General features: G+C 57.7%; 20 protein-coding genes, 1 pseudogene and 1 riboswitch. Of the genes and pseudogenes, 12 read left to right on the forward strand and 9 right to left on the reverse strand.

Translation table 11 applies throughout. The annotated features are described in order from the left end of the window. Nucleotides 1-15: 15 nt before the first annotated feature. Nucleotides 16-666 (forward strand): DsbA family protein, encoded by a 651-nt coding sequence (locus PVZ72_RS11925; protein WP_186304684.1) that lies wholly within the window; start codon nucleotides 16-18, stop codon nucleotides 664-666. A gap of 40 nt (nucleotides 667-706) precedes the next feature. Here PVZ72_RS11925 and PVZ72_RS11930 read toward each other — a convergent pair whose 3' ends face one another. Next, complete coding sequence (locus tag PVZ72_RS11930) at nucleotides 707-1,264, reverse strand: hypothetical protein (RefSeq protein ID WP_145248294.1); 558 nt, start codon at nucleotides 1,262-1,264, stop codon at nucleotides 707-709. Nucleotides 1,265-1,588: 324 nt separating this feature from the next. Further along, nucleotides 1,589-1,765 carry a hypothetical protein gene (locus PVZ72_RS11935; protein ID WP_155951382.1) on the reverse strand — a complete coding sequence of 59 codons (177 nt, stop codon included), beginning with the start codon at nucleotides 1,763-1,765 and terminating at the stop codon, nucleotides 1,589-1,591. A 233-nt stretch (nucleotides 1,766-1,998) separates the two neighbouring features. On the opposite strand from PVZ72_RS11935, the gene PVZ72_RS11940 reads away from it, so the two are divergent. Both PVZ72_RS11940 and PVZ72_RS11945 read left to right on the forward strand, forming a co-directional pair. Continuing rightward, nucleotides 1,999-2,232, forward strand: a complete 234-nt coding sequence (locus PVZ72_RS11940; protein ID WP_144949569.1) for a hypothetical protein — start codon at nucleotides 1,999-2,001, stop codon at nucleotides 2,230-2,232. Nucleotides 2,233-3,639: 1,407 nt separating this feature from the next. After that, nucleotides 3,640-3,921 (forward strand): hypothetical protein, encoded by a 282-nt coding sequence (locus PVZ72_RS11945; RefSeq protein ID WP_027602314.1) that lies wholly within the window; start codon nucleotides 3,640-3,642, stop codon nucleotides 3,919-3,921. A gap of 40 nt (nucleotides 3,922-3,961) precedes the next feature. Here the strand turns inward: PVZ72_RS11945 and PVZ72_RS24220 are convergent. Then, nucleotides 3,962-4,054 (reverse strand): annotated as a pseudogene (locus tag PVZ72_RS24220) (DEAD/DEAH box helicase); the annotation flags it as partial. Between the two features lie 281 nt (nucleotides 4,055-4,335). Between PVZ72_RS24220 and PVZ72_RS11950 the strand changes: the two are divergent. From PVZ72_RS11950 to PVZ72_RS11970, 5 genes are read left to right on the forward strand one after another with little or no spacing between them, the layout of a single operon-like run. After that, a complete protein-coding gene (locus PVZ72_RS11950; RefSeq protein WP_186304685.1) occupies nucleotides 4,336-4,773 on the forward strand; it encodes a TIGR03757 family integrating conjugative element protein in 438 nt (145 codons plus the stop codon). Beyond that, on the forward strand, nucleotides 4,770-5,717 hold the full coding sequence (locus PVZ72_RS11955) for a TIGR03756 family integrating conjugative element protein (RefSeq protein WP_145248296.1): 948 nt from the start codon (nucleotides 4,770-4,772) through the stop codon (nucleotides 5,715-5,717). The genes PVZ72_RS11950 and PVZ72_RS11955 overlap by 4 nt, the downstream gene beginning before the upstream one ends. A gap of 17 nt (nucleotides 5,718-5,734) precedes the next feature. Continuing rightward, nucleotides 5,735-7,108 carry an integrating conjugative element protein gene (locus PVZ72_RS11960; RefSeq protein WP_145248298.1) on the forward strand — a complete coding sequence of 458 codons (1,374 nt, stop codon included), beginning with the start codon at nucleotides 5,735-5,737 and terminating at the stop codon, nucleotides 7,106-7,108. A 2-nt stretch (nucleotides 7,109-7,110) separates the two neighbouring features. Next, the gene (locus tag PVZ72_RS11965) at nucleotides 7,111-7,473 is read left to right on the forward strand and encodes a hypothetical protein (RefSeq protein WP_145248300.1); all 363 of its coding nucleotides are present in this window, start codon (nucleotides 7,111-7,113) and stop codon (nucleotides 7,471-7,473) included. A gap of 9 nt (nucleotides 7,474-7,482) precedes the next feature. After that, the gene (locus PVZ72_RS11970) at nucleotides 7,483-9,039 is read left to right on the forward strand and encodes a conjugal transfer protein TraG N-terminal domain-containing protein (protein ID WP_145248302.1); all 1,557 of its coding nucleotides are present in this window, start codon (nucleotides 7,483-7,485) and stop codon (nucleotides 9,037-9,039) included. A 39-nt stretch (nucleotides 9,040-9,078) separates the two neighbouring features. On the opposite strand, the gene PVZ72_RS24225 is transcribed toward PVZ72_RS11970, so the two are convergent. From PVZ72_RS24225 to PVZ72_RS11980, 3 genes are all read right to left on the reverse strand, one after another. Beyond that, nucleotides 9,079-9,423, reverse strand: coding sequence for a DUF3742 family protein (locus PVZ72_RS24225; RefSeq protein WP_145248304.1), 345 nt, complete (start codon nucleotides 9,421-9,423; stop codon nucleotides 9,079-9,081). A gap of 283 nt (nucleotides 9,424-9,706) precedes the next feature. After that, on the reverse strand, nucleotides 9,707-10,429 hold the full coding sequence (locus PVZ72_RS11975) for an anti-sigma factor family protein (RefSeq protein WP_108576350.1): 723 nt from the start codon (nucleotides 10,427-10,429) through the stop codon (nucleotides 9,707-9,709). A gap of 29 nt (nucleotides 10,430-10,458) precedes the next feature. Beyond that, a complete protein-coding gene (locus PVZ72_RS11980) occupies nucleotides 10,459-10,971 on the reverse strand; it encodes an RNA polymerase sigma factor (protein ID WP_027597937.1) in 513 nt (170 codons plus the stop codon). A gap of 130 nt (nucleotides 10,972-11,101) precedes the next feature. Here PVZ72_RS11980 and PVZ72_RS11985 point away from each other — a divergent pair, with 130 nt between their 5' ends. The 4 genes from PVZ72_RS11985 to PVZ72_RS12000 all read left to right on the forward strand — a co-directional run bounded on the left by PVZ72_RS11985 (nucleotide 11,102) and on the right by PVZ72_RS12000 (nucleotide 14,621). After that, on the forward strand, nucleotides 11,102-11,455 hold the full coding sequence (locus tag PVZ72_RS11985; protein ID WP_051398701.1) for a DUF305 domain-containing protein: 354 nt from the start codon (nucleotides 11,102-11,104) through the stop codon (nucleotides 11,453-11,455). A 5-nt stretch (nucleotides 11,456-11,460) separates the two neighbouring features. Next, the gene (locus tag PVZ72_RS11990) at nucleotides 11,461-12,921 is read left to right on the forward strand and encodes a YncE family protein (RefSeq protein WP_037007585.1); all 1,461 of its coding nucleotides are present in this window, start codon (nucleotides 11,461-11,463) and stop codon (nucleotides 12,919-12,921) included. A 32-nt stretch (nucleotides 12,922-12,953) separates the two neighbouring features. Further along, nucleotides 12,954-13,328 carry a COG4315 family predicted lipoprotein gene (locus PVZ72_RS11995; RefSeq protein WP_027597935.1) on the forward strand — a complete coding sequence of 125 codons (375 nt, stop codon included), beginning with the start codon at nucleotides 12,954-12,956 and terminating at the stop codon, nucleotides 13,326-13,328. A 129-nt stretch (nucleotides 13,329-13,457) separates the two neighbouring features. Beyond that, on the forward strand, nucleotides 13,458-14,621 hold the full coding sequence (locus tag PVZ72_RS12000) for a TDT family transporter (RefSeq protein ID WP_027597934.1): 1,164 nt from the start codon (nucleotides 13,458-13,460) through the stop codon (nucleotides 14,619-14,621). A 165-nt stretch (nucleotides 14,622-14,786) separates the two neighbouring features. Here the strand turns inward: PVZ72_RS12000 and PVZ72_RS12005 are convergent, their stop codons facing one another. The 3 genes from PVZ72_RS12005 to PVZ72_RS12015 form a co-directional block, all read right to left on the reverse strand. Then, a complete protein-coding gene (locus PVZ72_RS12005) occupies nucleotides 14,787-15,137 on the reverse strand; it encodes a DUF190 domain-containing protein (RefSeq protein WP_027597933.1) in 351 nt (116 codons plus the stop codon). Between the two features lie 10 nt (nucleotides 15,138-15,147). Next, nucleotides 15,148-15,531, reverse strand: a complete 384-nt coding sequence (crcB, locus tag PVZ72_RS12010) for a fluoride efflux transporter CrcB (protein WP_027597932.1) — start codon at nucleotides 15,529-15,531, stop codon at nucleotides 15,148-15,150. Nucleotides 15,532-15,638: 107 nt separating this feature from the next. Beyond that, nucleotides 15,639-15,699: riboswitch (Fluoride riboswitch) on the reverse strand. Nucleotides 15,700-15,850: 151 nt separating this feature from the next. After that, nucleotides 15,851-17,221, reverse strand: a complete 1,371-nt coding sequence (locus tag PVZ72_RS12015; protein ID WP_081049679.1) for an IS3 family transposase — start codon at nucleotides 17,219-17,221, stop codon at nucleotides 15,851-15,853. Nucleotides 17,222-17,264 lie beyond the last annotated feature (43 nt).

A 17,264-nucleotide genomic window follows, 5' to 3' on the forward strand; every position in this document is an offset into this window, starting at 1 on the left:
CGGCAACCAGCGGCAATGGCTCTCATACTGCTGGCCGTGTTGCTCTATGTCCTATGGCACCTCTTTGGATGGCTCGCAACAGTAGAGCCACGAGTTACTCCTGAGCCACCGACGTTCATCTATGGGGCTGCCAAAGCGCGCTTCACGCTGATCGAGTACGGCGACCTGGAATGCCCTTACTGCAAGGAAGCCTTCCTGCAGGTCAAACAGCTGATCGATCGGCACGAAGCGCTGAACTGGCAGTGGCATCACCTGCCGCTGCCCATGCACGGCGATGCGGCCCAGTACGAAGCACGGCTGGTCACGTGTGCGGGATGGCTGGGCGGTAATCCGGTGTTCTGGCGGGCGGTCGAAGCGCTCTACCAGCACAGCCCTGGCAACGGTGCCGGCCTGGCAGTGCCGATCGAGCAACTCGGCCTGCAACCAGCCGTATCGCTGCAGCACCTGCAAGCGTGCATCCAGGACAATACGACCGTGCGGCGGGTAGTGGCTGAGCAGACCGCAACCGCAGCGCAGAAGCGGATCGATGCCACCCCGACCTTCGAGCTCCGTGACAATCGGTCTGGCCGTACGATCCGGCTTCCGTCGTTGCTCGACGAAGCCGGCATGCTATCTGCCATGGACTGGCTGGCGAGTCAGGGAGGTGCGGATGCACAGCGGCGCTAATGACATTCCGCCGTGGCTGGCCAGCCTTTCCGATCGGACCCTACGGCGGCTCAACAGCCGCCTCAGCCATCTGTTGCGGATGATCGATGCCGAGATGCAACGCCGGGATACCCCGCGCCACCGTTCTCCAATGCCAGGCAACGCCGATGAGCAATCCCGCTAGTATTCCCTCCCCCGTGTCACCGATGAAGTACCGAAGCTTAGGATCGCATTTGAAGCGGGCAGCGCACTTCCGCCCATCCAGCTGGCACGAGTCACCCAAGGGTCCAGTCACCAGTGGCTGTTCCGAGTGGGCGCCTATGAACATCAGGAGTCTTACTGCAGTGAGCGGGAAGCGATGGAATCGGCCGAGCGATTGCTCTTCACCCTCTTTCGTGACATCGCAGATGAACAGGTGCTGGCTGCTCTTCGCCGAGGAGATACCGCCCTCGCGATGCGGTATGCCGAACGCCGAGGCTATTGGCAGGGGCGTCGAGAAGAGAAACATCTGCACCAGGTAGCCGTAGGCAGTGCCTTGGCAGCGCTGAGACATCTCACCTGAAGCAGACGCCGGCTTTCGAACTCGTTGTGGAGTTCTGAAATTACCGAAATAGCGCATGACAGCAATCGACCCAGAGCTGCCCTTCGGCGGGGGCAGCAAACGGCCAATAGCAGTCCTTCATCACTGGATTAAAATCGGTCGAAAGCGGACAGGTAGGAAAAAAGCTAACAGTGAAGAAGTTCGCCTATCGTGTAATAAAACCCACAGCCCATAGACAGACTTATTTAAGTCAACGAACCCAATACAGCCTGGCAATAAATGGAGTGTGTCGGAAAATATATCTGCGCCATAGACTTGCCAGAATATGCCGCCATCCAGGCATATGCGGGTAATCTCCAGCTCGCCGTTAGCGCTTCAATGTTAGATGACCGCTAGTATAGCTCAGGCTTTGATAATTACTGTATCTGCATCTAGTGGAAGATGTGAGCCTTTAACCCGCAATTCATTGATGGCGTAAAGTATTGTCAGGTTCAGGGCCTCTGCGCTTCGCATGGTTCGAGGGGTGATGAATCTGAAGACACTGGCGTAAATTTCAATATCCAACAGCGTCAAAAGCATGCCACTACTCCTATACTCAATAAAATGCTTTATAGGTGGGTCTAACGCAGACAGCGCCTGTCGGAGGTCGTCCATTTCGATTTCCGCTCATCTAACCAAAGGCTATAATGAGAAGACACCTGGTAAGATAGACTGTTATCCACCGCTCATCAGATGAGCGAAAACGTGATATTGCCATAGATACTATCTCTCATGAATGGTTATCGTAGCGATTCTCACTATAGGAGCGTGGCATGAAAGAGCTGGATAGAAAGCACGGAATAGAGCTGCTCGAGCGGTACTCAGCGGAACAAGACGCCATTAATCAGCTACTACGTCAAATTTATGAATGTCATGGAACAGCTGATACCGAAGCTCTTCGCAATATGCTGGGTCTATGCATTGTCGAAATTCAAGAACGACAAGAGACCGTTTTAAAAGCGTTTCGCTTTCTATTGGAATCTGACGCAAGACCTCAAGAGACCTAGCGAGACGGTAGTCGCGACCTAAAATGCGAAGTGCATCGCTTAATTTTGGGATTTTCTCATTATCGTTTCGCTTGCGCAAATTTAACACGGCGAGGAGCTAACTCGGCAGACTTTGCGAGCTAAGGCATGATATTCAAAGTAAAGCATCTTGCTACTGGCACGTAAAAACCTCCTTATGGTGCTGGTATGCCGGCAACTACGAATGGAATTGAAAAATGAGCGAAGCAAGAAAATTGTACGTTGGCACCAGAGAAGTCGAACATCTCACCCGGCAAAAAATCAGCATCGAATAACTGAAATTATCAGCTGATAGGGCCGTTTTAGAAATCCTGCTCCAGCGTTACGCGGAGAATCTCGAAAAAGTCCGCATACTTGAGCTTGACTTGAATAGGCTTAAGGTCATTCACTGAGGCTTGAATAGCCGGTTCTCTAGCGAAAATCTTGGTTCAAGCAGAGGTAGCCCCGAAACACTGCAGCGATCAAGGATGTCATTCTCGGCGTGGCCGTTAGTTACACCGGCATTGACGCGGGAGAAGAACTTGCAGAGTTGGTTAAGATCCCAGGCCAAACCAATGCCGCCGGCCGTGCCCCATCTAACCAGATTTTCACCGCCCCAGTCAGATGGATCCATTTTTTACTTTAGAAAAGAAAAAGCCCGGCGCAATGGCTGGGCTTTGTTTGGTTTGCAATTAAGCTAGCGAGGCGCTGGCTCTTGGTCGTCGATATCGCCCGTCACCGGATCTTCCGGAGCGTCCAAATCGGAATCAGGCTGATTTGCTGGGTCGGCCTGGTCAGGGTCCAAGGGTTCAACCGCATCAGGCTCAGTCGCCTGCGCGAAACGAGAACCCGCGATAGCCGCGTCAATCCCGAATAGCGATCTCACTATCATGGCCGGCGCAATCGGCGAACTGAAGCGTTGGAAGACTCTGGACGTAGTGATCATTTACCACCTCACATTGAGGCCGAAAATGGCCTCATAAGCTTGGAAGTGGAAAACACACGCTCGTTCAGTGGCCACTATTACCGACGGTCCCTATTGTTAGGGATTCACTTTCTCGTTCCTATCGGCCGCCTTCGAGCGGTCGCAAAGCGCTTGTTGACGGAGCTTTGCAATTTTGGTTAAGCGGATCTGAGCGTTCCGTGCCTGAGTCTCTTCAAGCGTAGGCGGAAGGTCTTCCGGGGCTGCTCCTGCATCAATTCTTGGTCTTCGAATATCTGACATCGTTGTCTCCCATGTTTACGATATATGCTCTGCATGGGAAGGGGTAATCGGTGCACAGTTCAGTGGCCACCATTACCGGTTGTCTGAAGACAAAGGCAAAAGTTCGGTGAAAATCCGATCCGCTTACGCTTGACCGAAACGTACCCTCCTTTGCCAAGCTAGGTAAGTCGCACGTGGAGGTAAAAATGAGTCATCAAGTAAATAAATTCAGTCTTACCTCCTACGTGGAGGCGTTCTTCCCATCAAACTTCGAGGTGATGCTCGAACGAAGCGAGACCAATCCTGACGATAGGATCCTCACCGTCTGCGACGTAATAACTGACAGGACCACGAGCTATGAAGGTCCGTTGCTCGCAATTCTGGACATCTGTTCGATGGGCGCGATCGCGGCCGACCTCTGCAACGAGCTCTGCGGTCACGCCGCGACGCGCCGTGTGGAGATCAGCAAGCTAAGGAAATGGTCGTAAGGGATATGATCGTAGGCAGGCGTCAGCCACTCGTCATCTAGGCCACCGCGATTTTTTCGGCCCTCACCTGCAGGCAGGTGATCTGCCAACTGCCGGCGTAGCCGAAGAACAGCACCCGTATAACCTGCTTCTGGTCGTTTACCGCCCTCGCCGAAGGTCAGCTACGGGTCGACCGCCAACGGCAGCTTTGGGTCGATAGCAGCCCCCCGAGCTTTGCCGAGGCCATTAAAGCCATCCCACAACAGTCCATGCGAAATCCCGCAGAAAGTCGCAATTACTTCGGAAACCCGCAGCAGGCTCTTTCCGTTCGGATGCGGGTATCTCAACCTCCAGCGACGTAGATATGGTTTCCCGCTGACCCAGCCCTTCTGATCGCGTTTCCTGTACCAGCCACTCCTCTGCCTGGTACCGCGCATGTCCATTTCCCCCCCTACCTTCTCAGCAGGCTTGAAAGCCCGCCTGCTGGGCTTTGTCCTGGCCACCGCCTGTGTCCCCGTCGCCACAGCGGATGTGCTGGCCATCTCCGACGCCGCTCATCCGCTCATCAACAGCACCGGCGCCCGTGTTGTGCTCTTGGATGCCCCGGAACGCCTTGAGCAGCAGCTCTCCGAAGGCCTGCCGGCGGATCTGCGCCAGGCCGTAGCCATCATGCAGCAGCGGATGCGTTCGGCCTCCGCGCAGCAGCTGGGACGTGACCTCGCCAAGGCGCACCAGGACGTGGCTGATGCGTGGAGCCTGGGCGTGGCCAAGCTGCCGGCCGTCGTGGTGGATCGTCAGTATGTGATCTATGGCCAGCCCGACGTGGCGGCCGCCGTGGCCAGCATTGAGCGCTACCGGAGCAGTGGACGATGAGTCGGCCTGTGCAGCGTCTAAGGCGCCTTGCCCTGGCGATCCCGCTGGCCACCAGCCTGCAGGCCACCGCAGCGGTCACCACCGCGACCATTGTGTCGTCCTCGCTCTCGCCCGACTGCCTCGAATACAAGGTGGTCGGCATCTGCTACTGGCTGTTCTGCACCCCCTACGGCTGCAAGGTGAAGACCTCGGCCAAGGTCCGGCACTTCGTACCCGATGCCGTGGTGTCCAGCTACGCCAATACCGGCGAGAACCCGTGGACGGAGATGGCGTCCTTCAGCCCGGTCAGCAGCGTTGCCGCCGGCGGCAACGACCCGGGCGACAGCGCGACCCAGGCCAACACCACTATCAGCGCCCGCTTCAAGAACACCGATGTCATCGGCCACCCGGGCGGCTATGCGTTTAGCCAGTTCGCCAGCGGCTCGGGCTACGTCTGCAAGGGTGCCGGTACCGCGTATATGCCCTACCTGCTGAGCAACTACGACTACCTGGCCTGGCGATACGGCATTCCCGAAGCCGTCTACCCGGAGGCCCTCATCCCGGGCAAGCGCGAAGTGGGCGGCACCTTGTCTGGCGACCTGTGGGGCAACGTCTATCCGCGCAGCGGCTTCCTGCATCAGCCCGACGACTACAAGGCTGCGGCGGTCATGGCCCAGCGCGCCGGGGATGTGGTCACGCGCTCTGGCCAGATCCACGTCTACCAGTCGCTGCTGGCCCAGCCAGAAGACGGCTACTGGCCCGCTGGCGAGCTGCTCGAGGGCGATGCCACCACGGGCAAGTGGCAGGAGCTCACGCCCACGCTGAGCCAGAGCTGCGCTGCCTTTCCCAACCCGGGCCCTCACGTCCAAGACGCCATGGGCGCCTATGCCTGGGCGCTGTGGCGCCCCTACAGCTGCTGCAAGCGTGAAGGCCAGGTCTTCCTGGGCAGCACCGACTTTCAATGATCAGGGAGCCGTCGATCATGAATACCTCTCGCCTCACCCTGCTGGCCAGCACCTGCCTGGCCGGGCTTCTTCTCGGCAGCGCTGTCCAGGCAGCCGAGCCCTACCGTCTGCAGTCCCAGGGCAGCGTCATCGGTGACGACGTGCTCTACAGCATCGGCGGCGGCAATGCTGTGTCGATGGGCAGCGTCGGCAACATGGACAGCATCCAGATTGGCGGTGGCTGGAACACCAACCTGATCTGCGGAAACATGAGCCTCACCAATACCCTGCAGAACCAGCTTAACGGCGCCACTCAGGGCTTCCAGACCATCATGAGCTCGGTGCTGCAGAACGCCACCGGCGCCGTTGCCTCCCTGCCCGGCCTGATCCTGCAGCGCGCCAACCCGGGCCTGTATAACCTCATCACCAACGGCATTGGCCAGGCGCGCCTGGACTTTGATCGCTCGAAGGGCACCTGCCGCGCGATCGCCGACAAGATGCTCGATGTCGCCGGCGGCCAGGTCGGCTGGAACAAGCTCGCCGAGGGGGAGGCAATGAAGTCGGCCGCCGCCGGCACCACCGATGCGGTCGCCGCGATCAACCAGGTCGAGCAGAAGAGCGGGAATGAGGGCGTAACTTGGGTCGGTGGAAGCAAGGCCGGAGGCAGTGGCCAGCAGTCCATCAAGGTGGTCAGCGACGTCACCAAGGCCGGTTACAACCTGCTGAGCGGCCGCTCGCCCACCGCCACCGGCTCGATCCCGACCAGCAGCTGCAATGGCGGCCTGGTCTGCAGCACCTGGTCGTCGCCGCAGGAAGCCGCGACCTTTGCCACCCGCGTCCTGGGCGAGCAACAGCAGCAGACCTGCGACAACTGCCAGAAGACGGTGACCCAGGCCGGGGTGGGGCTCACCCCGCTGATTCAGGAGACCTACGACACCAAGCTCAAGGCGGTGAATGCGTTGATCGCCGGCACCCAGCCCATGACGGCCGAGAACCTGGCCGCTGCCGGCAGCAACTCCATCCCGATCACCCGCGGCATCATCGAATCGCTGCGTACCGAGCAAGACCAGGACGTACTGGCCAAGCGGCTCGTGTCGGAGGTGTCCCTGGCCGATGTGATCGAGAAGGCGCTGTCGCTGGTCCGTACCCTGGCCGCTGGCCGCCAGGAGCCCAACGTCGCCGCCAATCAGGTCGCCCAGACGCAGGTCGACCAGAACGCCGCCAACCTGCAGGCCGAGATCCAGAACCTCAAGACCGAATTGGACATGCGCCGGGAGCTGGCCGGCAACTCGCCGACCACCATCCTGCAGCGTGCCTCGATCCGCAAGGACGCCTCCAAAGGCATCTTCCAGGGCGATCCGCTGCCGAACCGGCTTGATCGCACCGAGAACCCGGCGAAGAAAGGCGAGTGACCATGACGACATACTCGTGGACTCAGCGCGTTCGGACCGGACTCCGGCTCGGCCGGCGCGGCCTTCGTCTGACCTGGTCGTTGCTCTGGCCCTTCCTGCTGGCGGTATCCATCGCCCTGGGCTTCGTGCTTGTGACGGCCTGGGGCTTCGGCGACCTGCAGAGCTACCGCCAGTGGCAGGCCGAGCATCGTGGCCACTTCCTGGTGTGGCGGCTGTGCCTGTACGCCGGACTGATCTGCTGCTGGTGGCCGGTGAGACGCCGGCTGATGGCGGCGACCGATGAGCGCGGTCGTATCTATCGCTGTGAGGGGCTCGCCCTGGTGGTCATCGGCCTCTTTGAACTGCGCAACGCCGGCGTGCTGTAGGAGATTGCCATGCAGCTCTATACCAACGACTACCTCGAGTACTACCTGACCCTTGTGGGCTGGATCATCAACAGCGGCATCTGGGAGATGATCGGTGGGACCGGACTGTTTGCCGCGCCGTTCGCCGCCATCATCATCCAGGAGTGGCTGCGCGCCCGCGGCGAAGGCCAGGACGAAGGCAACAAGGGGGCTTTGAGCCTGGCGCGCATCGAGAACCGGTTCTTCGTGGCCCTGGTCGTCATCATGCTCGGCCTGATGCCGCTTCCGAATGCGAACGTCAGCTTCTCGACCATCCAGTACGACCAGACCCGCTCCAAGCAATGCCAGGTCGACGTGCCCAAGCCGGACGGAACGGGCTGGGGAACGTCGTTCAGCACCCTTAACGGCAAGAGCGCCCAAGTGCCGGTCTGGTGGATGGTGGTCCACGCCCTGTCGAAGGGCATGGCGGCGGGTGCCGTGGCCAGCATTCCCTGCGGTCAGGATCTGCAGCAGCTGCGCATGGAGGTCAATGCGGAGCGGATCGACAACCCCCTCCTCGCCCAGGAGGTCGCCGACTTCACCAACGACTGCTACGCCCGGGCTCGCGCCAAGCTGTTCATGACCCAGCCTACCCTGACCGACAAGCAGTACCTGGACGTTAGCTGGATCGGCTCGAAGTACTTCCTCAGCACCAGCGGTTACTACAGCGATGGCAGCTCGGGCTTCCGCTCCCATACCCCGCGTACAGCATGGCCCTACGATGCTACCCGGGACGCGGGTCTGGCACTGACTACCGGCGGCGGTGGCTATCCCACCTGCACCCAGTGGTGGTCGGACGGCTCCAAGGGGCTCAGGGCACGACTGCTGGCACAGGTGGAGCCGGGCATTCTGGCCAAGCTGGCCAAGTGGGCAAGCTTCATGTCTCAGGACGAGGTGAATGACTCCGTGATTCGGGACCTGGTGTCTCCGAAGAAGCAGACGCTGACACAGGGGCAGGTCTACGGGGACTACGGTGGCCAGATCGGCAGTTCGCTGTACAACGATGCCGCCAGGGTCACGGCTGGCCTGGGACAAGCAGTGGGCTCACTCGCTTACTTCCCGGCCATGGACAGCGTCCGGCAAGCCGCGCCGATGGTGATGGCCTTCCTCAAGATGGCGTTCATCATCTGCATCCCCATTGTGCTGGTACTGGGTACCTATGACCTCAAGGTGGCCATGACACTCACGTTTGCCCAGTTCGCACTGATCTTCGTGGACTTCTGGCTGCAACTGGCGAGGTGGGTAGACAGCACCATCATGGACGCGCTGTATGGCACGGGGATCTACAAGGTAAATAATACCGCGCCCCACGCGAACTTCGACCCCATCATCGGCCTGAGCAACATGCAGGGAGACATGCTGCTGAACTACGTCATGGGCGCGATGTTTCTGATCCTGCCGGCGTTTTGGATGACTGCGATGACTTGGGCCGGCTTCAGGGTGGGAGGGCTAGCTGATGGTCTGACCAAAGGCACGCAGGACGCTAAGGCATCAAGTCAGAAAGGTGCTGATGTGGCTCAAAAAGTGGCTGCGAATGGTGCGAAGTGACGACTGCGTAGAACTGTAGATCTAGAGAAGATAGGCGGATCAAGAGATCCGTCTACCACTCACTTCGCAATAGTAGCCGTAACCTTCAATACCGTCCCGGTAAACGTGAGAACTGAACAGCTCAGTGGTGCCAGCTGGCAATTTGGAAAAAACCAATCCAAAGCCGATTACAAGCAAGACCGGAAGTAGGAGGTACAGTGAGATGTAGGCCATGACCAAGATGGCTAGCGCCCTAACTGTCCAACGTAGGCCACCAGTCGCAAAAGCTGGCAAGCCTGCTTTTCTAGCGACACGCCAGGCAGAAGCTTCAGCGTTAAGAACAGCAGAAAGCAAACGCCCGATAGCATGACCGATTTGCGCAGGAATAGTGATAGAAGTGGCCATTACTTCTAGACCCCTCACAAAGATGTAGTGCCGGAATGACACCACTTATACGCCCCAGCTCACTAGCCTGCAACAGCTTTATCGTGCTAAGGCCTAACGGGATATGAGCTATCTGTCACATCATTCAAGGGTTTAGAGGCGAAAATGGGCTGGAGCAAAGGAGGGAATGGAAGGGGGCTTCAAGGGTAAAAGCCCTACCAGAAAGGGCTCCGCCGTTGGTGAAATGACCCCCAAATGTTGGACAGGGTTGGTTTCAAGCAACGAGCACTGGTCTGAACGGGAACTAGAGAGGTGGCCTCTGCGAGATCGCCTCACGCAAGGTATCAAACGATGCTTCGCTAGGACTCACCAACGCAAAGTTGTAGCCCTGTCCTGACCAATAGTCAGCCGTAACATCGCTTTCCCTACGAGATCCGTGGCCAACGTCGCGCTGGCTGTTGGGATGCCGCACATAGAAGATCACTTGGCGCCCTTTCGTATCCCGGTAGAGCACCATCGCGGCGGCGCCGGTGTCCGTGGCCATGAGACGACCACCCACTGGGATCAAGCCGAAGCGCTCCAGGTTAGGGAGGGCGGGCGCCTGCACAAATGTCCTTTCAAGCCAATGCTGAATCGCACCGTCCTGGCCGGTTACATCGACTGGCGGCCGCCCCTCGGCGCTCGCAAATAGTCGATAAGCCTCCACGGCATCCGCCATTGGAACGTGCGCCCGCCGCAGCATCGATTCCCGTGCCTGCCACCCTAAGCCGCTACCCAGGCCTAACGTCAGCACTAGCGAAGCGAGATAAGTCATACGTCTTTTACGTCTGGCGACTATCCGGTGTCGCACGACTGCTGGCATAAGGTGTGTCGGTAAAGGCTCAAGCACGGGAGAAAAAATCAGCCGTAGCCGACGATTCTGCTCGCGGATATCAGCTACCCGTGCGGCATCTTCCGGATGGGTTGCAAGATAGCGCATCACCTCCTCGTGCCGCAGCGCATCCAACTGATTGTCGGCATAAGCCATCAACTCTTCAGGAGTAGGAGGTCGATACATCATTTCAATACTCGCAAAGCGGCGGTAGCCAAAGGACTTTCGTGGATCTGTCTCAAGGCCGCGCGTGCCCGCGCCAAACGAGACATGACGGTTCCCAGTGGAATGCCAAGCGCCTGTGATACATCGCGATAGCTCATGCCTTCCACCGCGACCAACAGCAGCAGGGCACGCTGTTCGTCATTGAGTCTCTCAAGATTCGTCAACGCTTCTTGATCCAGATAGATCGTCTCAGCCGAAGGCTCAACCGGGACCTCTTGGAATCCCAGCCACTCCAACAGACGACCATAGCGGCGCTCACGACGTCGGCCATCAACGAATTGGCGGTACAGGATGGTGAACAGCCAGGCTCGCACATCACCGGCGGGACAGCGCGTGTTCCCATGCGTAAGCGCCCGTTCTAGACAACTCTGGACCAAGTCATCGGCGCTGGCTTCGTGACGAGTAAGCGATCTTGCGAAGCGACGCAGAGACGGTAGTAGCTGAGAAAGCATGGCGTCATCAAGCATGGACATTCCCCTGGTATCGCTGACAGACGCTTGAGCTGACCTTTTATTCCCCACAATTTTTATTTTTGTAGGTATGGAATAACCCAGACCGTACAAACGTCTGCATTGGAAACTCACCAGTCTGCTGGAGCGCCACGTGTTTTCAGTCAAACACCCGTTGTTGGCAGTCACCCTTCTGGTGCTCGTGCTTCCCATTGCCTGGGCCGAACCTGATAGCAGCGCCGCCACGGCGCAGGCCGACAACCGTCAGGCCATGGATCAGATGATGGCCGCGATGCACAAGCCCAGCAGTGGCAACGTAGACCGCGACTTTGTGACCCAGATGACGGCACATCACCAGGGTGCGATCGAAATGGCACGGATCCAATTGCGGTATGGCCATAACGAACGCCTACGCCGTCTGGCCCAAGAGATCATTGTCACCCAACAACAGGAAATCGCCGTCATGCAGCAGGCGCTTTCTGAATTGCCCGCCTCTCCAACTCGGTAATCCTCATGCCTCGATTGTCGCTCACCCCGCTCGCCGCTGTGTTGTTAGTAATCTCCTGCACCGCTTCAGCCGGTCAAGTTCCGCGTGCTGCTGCACAACCGGACATCACGATTAGTTCCCAAGACCGTGTGTATACGGCGGAGCAGTTCTCCAACACGGTATCGGTGATTGATCCCAGCACGGAAAAATTGCTCGGCGTCATCACCCTAGGCGACAGCCAACCCAAGAACTTGAGTCCTTTGTACAAGGGCGAGCTACTGGTGCATGGCTTGGGATTTTCGCCAGATGGGCGAACCTTGGCCGTCGTAGCGATAGGCTCGAACTCCGTGTCCTTCATCGACACCGCCAACAACCAGGTGAAGGGTAAAACCTATCTGGGTCGCGCGCCTCATGAAGCCTTTTTCACCCCTGACGGCAAAGAGCTCTGGGTCACGGTACGGGGCGAGGACTATATCGCCGTGATCGACCCGGTGACTTTCAAAGAGAAGACGCGAATTGGCGTACCGCCAGGCCCTGGCATGCAGATCTTCTCCCCTGATGGCCGCTATGGCTACGTCTGCTCCTCGTTCACTCCGGAAACCGTAGTGGTTTCGGTTGCCGAGCATCGAATTGTTGGCCGCGTCGCTCAGGCGAGTCCCTTCTGCCCCAACATCGCTGCGTCTGCAGATGGCCAACAGGTCTGGCTCACCCTAAAAGATGTCGGTAAGACCCAGGTGTTCGCAGCCAAACCGCCGTTCAGCTTGATTAAGACGCTTGATACTGGCGCGATCACTAATCACGTCAACTTGGTTCGCAATGCCCGCGGAAGCTTCGCCTATGTAACGGTAGGCGGAGAAAATCGAGTCAAGGTCTTCCGAACCGATGATTTCAGCCAAGTCGCCAGCATTCCTGTTGGCGCTTTGCCCCACGGTCTCTGGCCGTCAGGAGATGGCACGCGGTTGTACGTGGGACTAGAGAATGCTGACAGTGTGGCCGTCATCAATACGCTGACCAATAGCGTTGAAACCACTGTACCCGTGGGGCAGGCGCCCCAGGCTTTGGTCTACGTTCCCCGCGCCGCTACCCAGGGCGCTGGGCTGGCAAATCTTAAGCCGTTAGGGAGCGCCGCCAAGAGTATTCAGATCGCCCTGGCTCCGCCGGGTCAACACGAACGTCATACCACTCAGGTGACACTTTTCGACCAGGGCTTGACTCAGGTCCTGCAGGCCTCGGTTACGGGCCTGGTGGCCAAGCAGCCCTATGTACTAGCGTTGGCTCGTCATGCAGACGGTAGCGGCGCTCTTGAGTCTCTCGCCGCTTTTCAAACCAATCCCGCCGGCGCAGCTATCGTGAATGCGGTAGGACCGATACGCCAACTGGTTCAGCAATCCCAGGCGGATGAACAGCGCTACCTCGTCATCGCACCTGGTGCAGCCGATGCGCCAGGTGCTCCCGTGCAAGTGCAAGTGCTCCAATCGAAATACTAATAACCAATAACCAATAACCATCGAGGTCCAGCATGCTCAGACAAGTGTTGATTGCCACTGCCATTTTCTCCATGACAGGGCTGGCCGTGGCGGCCACGCCCGCCAAGGTTGGCGACACCACCTTGGGTAAGGTGCTTGTGGATGAAAAGGGTATGACGCTTTACACCTTCACCAAGGACAGCGAGGGTAAGTCCGCCTGCAACGGCCCGTGCGCCAAGAACTGGCCGCCGCTGATGGCACCGGCAGGGGCCAAGAGCGGTGACGGCTATACCGTAGTACAGCGTGAGGATGGTAGCCAGCAATGGGCCTATAAGGGGCAGCCACTCTATACCTGGGTAAAGGACAGCAAGCCCGGTGAAACGACCGGTGAAGGTGTCAATCAAGTCTGGCACGTCGCGAAGCCTTGATCGTGGAGCAGTCCCTGCGGACAGCGGGGACTGCTTATCTATTTAGTAGATTACTTTTTATATCATATTCAATTTTTCAGATAATCGAGCCGGGCTAGACTGTTTGCATTCTTCAGCGGAGCTCACCTCATGACATTAAAGGATGCTATAGCCCTGCGCACCGGCGGCAAGCCGCTCAGCCAGCTCAAGCAGCCGCTCGAAGTCGTTCGCCAGTTCACCCCCAACTGGTTTGCGGCAACGATGGGCACCGGTATTTTGGCAATCGCCTTAGCGAGTTTTCCCGCGTCGGTACCCGGCTTGCGTCTGATCGCCGAAGGACTGTGGCTGTTCAACATTTTGCTTTTCGTTCTATTCAGCGGCTTGTATGCCGCTCGCTGGATCTTGTTCTACAACGAAGCCAAGCAAATTTTTGCCCACTCCACCGTATCGATGTTCTTCGGCACCATTCCGATGGGGTTGGCAACAATCATCAACGGGATGCTGATCTTTGGGCTGCCACGATGGGGTGAGGTGGCTGTCACGATTGCCACCGGACTTTGGTGGGTCGATGCGGCCATGGCACTGGTTTGCGGAGTAGCGATTCCGTACCTGATGTTTACTCGTCAGCAGCACAGCATCGATCAAATGACGGCGGTATGGTTGCTACCTGTGGTAGCCGCCGAAGTGGCCGCTGCCAGTGGCGGGCTGTTGGCACCGCACCTAGCCGATGGCGGGCACCAATTCACCGTGCTGGTGACCAGCTATGTGCTTTGGGCCTATTCGGTACCTGTCGCCCTAAGTGTCCTCGTGATCCTGCTATTGCGGATGGCACTGCACAAGCTGCCTCACGAGAACATGGCTGCATCGAGCTGGTTATCGCTTGGCCCCATTGGTACAGGTGCGTTGGGTCTGCTCGTGATGGGCAGCGACGCGCCGGTCATCTTCGCTGCTCACGGTATGGCCGGAATTGGCGCCGTCGCGCAGGGGCTAGGCGTAATTGGCGGGATCCTACTATGGGGACTCGGCTTGTGGTGGATGAGCCTTGCCATACTGATCACGCTGAAGTACGCGCGCCACGGCATCCCTTTCAACCTGGGATGGTGGGGTTTTACTTTTCCACTGGGCGTCTATGCCGTCACGACGCTACGTTTGGGAAGCACGCTTGGGTCAGGTTTCCTTACCGTCTTCGGTGCCTTTTTGGTCGTCGCCTTGACTGCTCTGTGGGCGGTGGTCGCGGGACGCACCCTAGCCGGTGCCTACCGCGGGACGCTGTTCGTCTCGCCTTGCATTGCTCATCTGCAACCACGCAAATGAGGTCGATTAGGTGGCGCCTCGCTGAGCAACGCTACCAAGCTAGGACCATCAGCCCACTCTCTACGACGAGTGAGCTGATGAGTCCGCAAATGGGGCTCAGTGAAAGCCATCCCTTGATGCCGTTGGTTACCGCGGCCGCCTTAACCGATTCAAAGGTGCGTCAGCTCAGGACGAGGATGACTCTGTCTCTTGGGAAGGGCGGTGGCGTCCTACCGTGCCAATCTCGGCAGGCGTCTTGATGTAGAACAGTGCCAAGTCTTCCGATTCGAGGCGTTGAAACAGCATGTCGTGTTGAATTTGAGTCAGCGCCATCGTTACCTGGATGGGCTGATCGGCAAGCTCAAAAAAATGAGCGGAGTGGCGTTTTCCATCTTGGCCAAAGCCTTCAGCCGCCACTGACAACGTTGCGCCACTTAGGTGAAGCTCTTTAGCAAGATCCAGAAGCCAATCTCCAATCTGCTGATGTTCATGGCGACGATTTTGTTCGGTATAGAACGTAACGAGATAGTCGTTCATGCTATTGCCTTTAGCGTGGGTGCAGCAGGTTGATGGTCAAGATACCCAGGGCTGTCATGCACAGGGACCCCACGACATGAACGCTGATTGCAGTCAGCGCCATGAGCAGCCTTCCTTGCTGGATTAGCATCAGTGTCTCAGCAGAAAACGTCGAGAAGGTGGTTAAGCCGCCGCAAAATCCGGTGATCAGAAACAGCCGCCATTCAGGCGCAATCCCGGGCCAAGCAGCGAAGATGGCTACGGCCATTCCGATGATGTAGCCACCTACAAGATTCGCAACGACCGTCCCAGGCGGGAGCGACGGGAACCAGGCATTTAGCTTCAAGCCCAGTATCCAACGGAGCCAGGCACCCAAGGTCGCACCGAGTGCGATGGCTATGAGCGGCTTCAGCATGGAACGTCTCCCAAGGGGAATGGAAGACTAGGGGCCGGGGAGGGATATGGTCGGTGCATAGCGCTGTCCTCGAAAAAGACAGGGCGCACCTACGCACCCTGCCAAGGGGTTACGTAGGCATCATCAGCACGAGGCGGTTTGAGGAGGAATGCCATCTCCTTAGCGGATCATAGCAGCGCAGCAGATGACTTTGAAGATGGCTCGTTCTTGAAGCCGACATGCCTGCCACTGCTTATTGAGACCCGGAGCATGCCTGCACTCCTCAAACGCCGAGGGTCTAGAAACCGATCGACTCTGCGGTAGCTATGAGGCAAACGTCCTATTCGTCACAGGTATTCACAGCTTTCGCTATTGCCAGACGATATTCAGCTGGACTGCGCCCACCCAGTGCCAATTTGATTCGCTCCTTATTGTAGTAGTCGATATAGGCCCGAATTGCTACTGCCAGCTCCTCTACGCTTGAGAACCTGTTGCAGTGGAAAAGCTCAGATTTTAGTACTGCAAAAAAGCTTTCCATTGCCGCATTGTCGAGGCAATTGGCTCGCCTTGACATACTCTGAGTCAGTCCATGCTGACGGATCAGCTGTTGGTAGGCAGGGTATTGATAGTGCCAGCCTTGATCGGAATGGATGAGCGGTTTCTCATGAGGCCGAAGGGTCTTCAATCCGTCTTTCAACATACGTAAGACCATCTCGAACGATGGGCGCTCACTTATCTCGAAAGCCACAATTTCCTTATTGAAGAGGTCAAGAATCGGTGACAGGTATAGCCGGTTTTGATTGACACGAAACTCCGTTATGTCAGTCGCCCACCGCTGATTGGGCTGCGGTGCGGTAAAGCGGCGTTCCAGCAGGTTAGGCGCCACGCAGGACTCCGGCCCTGTGAATGGACGATAGCGACGGCGTCGCAGCGTGCACTTTAACGACATTTCGCCCATCAGCCGCTGTACTGCCTTGTGATTGATCTGCTGCCCCTGATTGCGTAGCGCCTGCGTGATGCGGCGATAGCCATAGCGACCCCGATGATGCGCGAACATCGTCCGGATGCTCTCTTTGCGGGCACCTTGTTTGTCTGGTTGGCGAGTGACCTTGAGGTGGTAGTAGAAGCTGCTTCGAGGAAGACATGCTCCCTGAAGAAGCGCATCAAGTGGATATCGTGACCGCAACTCCTGCACGATAAGTGCTTTCTGCTGATTGTCCAGGTCACTGTCCTTGAGACCCAAGCTCATGGCTTTGCGCAGAAAGGCGTTTTTGACCTGCAGATAGGCAACCTGCTTTTCCAGCTCTCGGACTGGGTTTGCGATGTGGGGCTTGAAAGCGGATGGATCTGGAACGGGAAGAAGGGGCAAGGAGTCACCTCTGCGTTTGCTGGCCAACCCCTCGATACCATACCTCTGCCACGCATCGACCCAGCGCTGCATTTGGGAGCGATTGAGACTAAATCGCTCACTAGCCCGTCGGATTGATAGGCCTTCGACGATCTGTCGCACCACCTCGATCTTGAAATCGATGCTGTGATAACGATAACGCTTTTGTAGAGCCGCTTTTCCGTGATTGGCATAGGCGCCAATCCATCCTTTTACCTGCACCACGCTGACGTCATGCACCCTAGCGAGGTGGCCGTAGCTGCAATCGCCCTTTTGGTACTGAGCGACGATCTTCAATTTGAACGCTAGAGAGTACTTGGGCATGGTACGCCTTCAAGGCAGCGTCCAACTTTCGGGGGTCATTTCA

The organism is Pseudomonas sp. LA5, from assembly GCF_028640825.1.
In the GTDB taxonomy this organism is placed as follows: domain Bacteria; phylum Pseudomonadota; class Gammaproteobacteria; order Pseudomonadales; family Pseudomonadaceae; genus Chryseomonas; species Chryseomonas aestiva.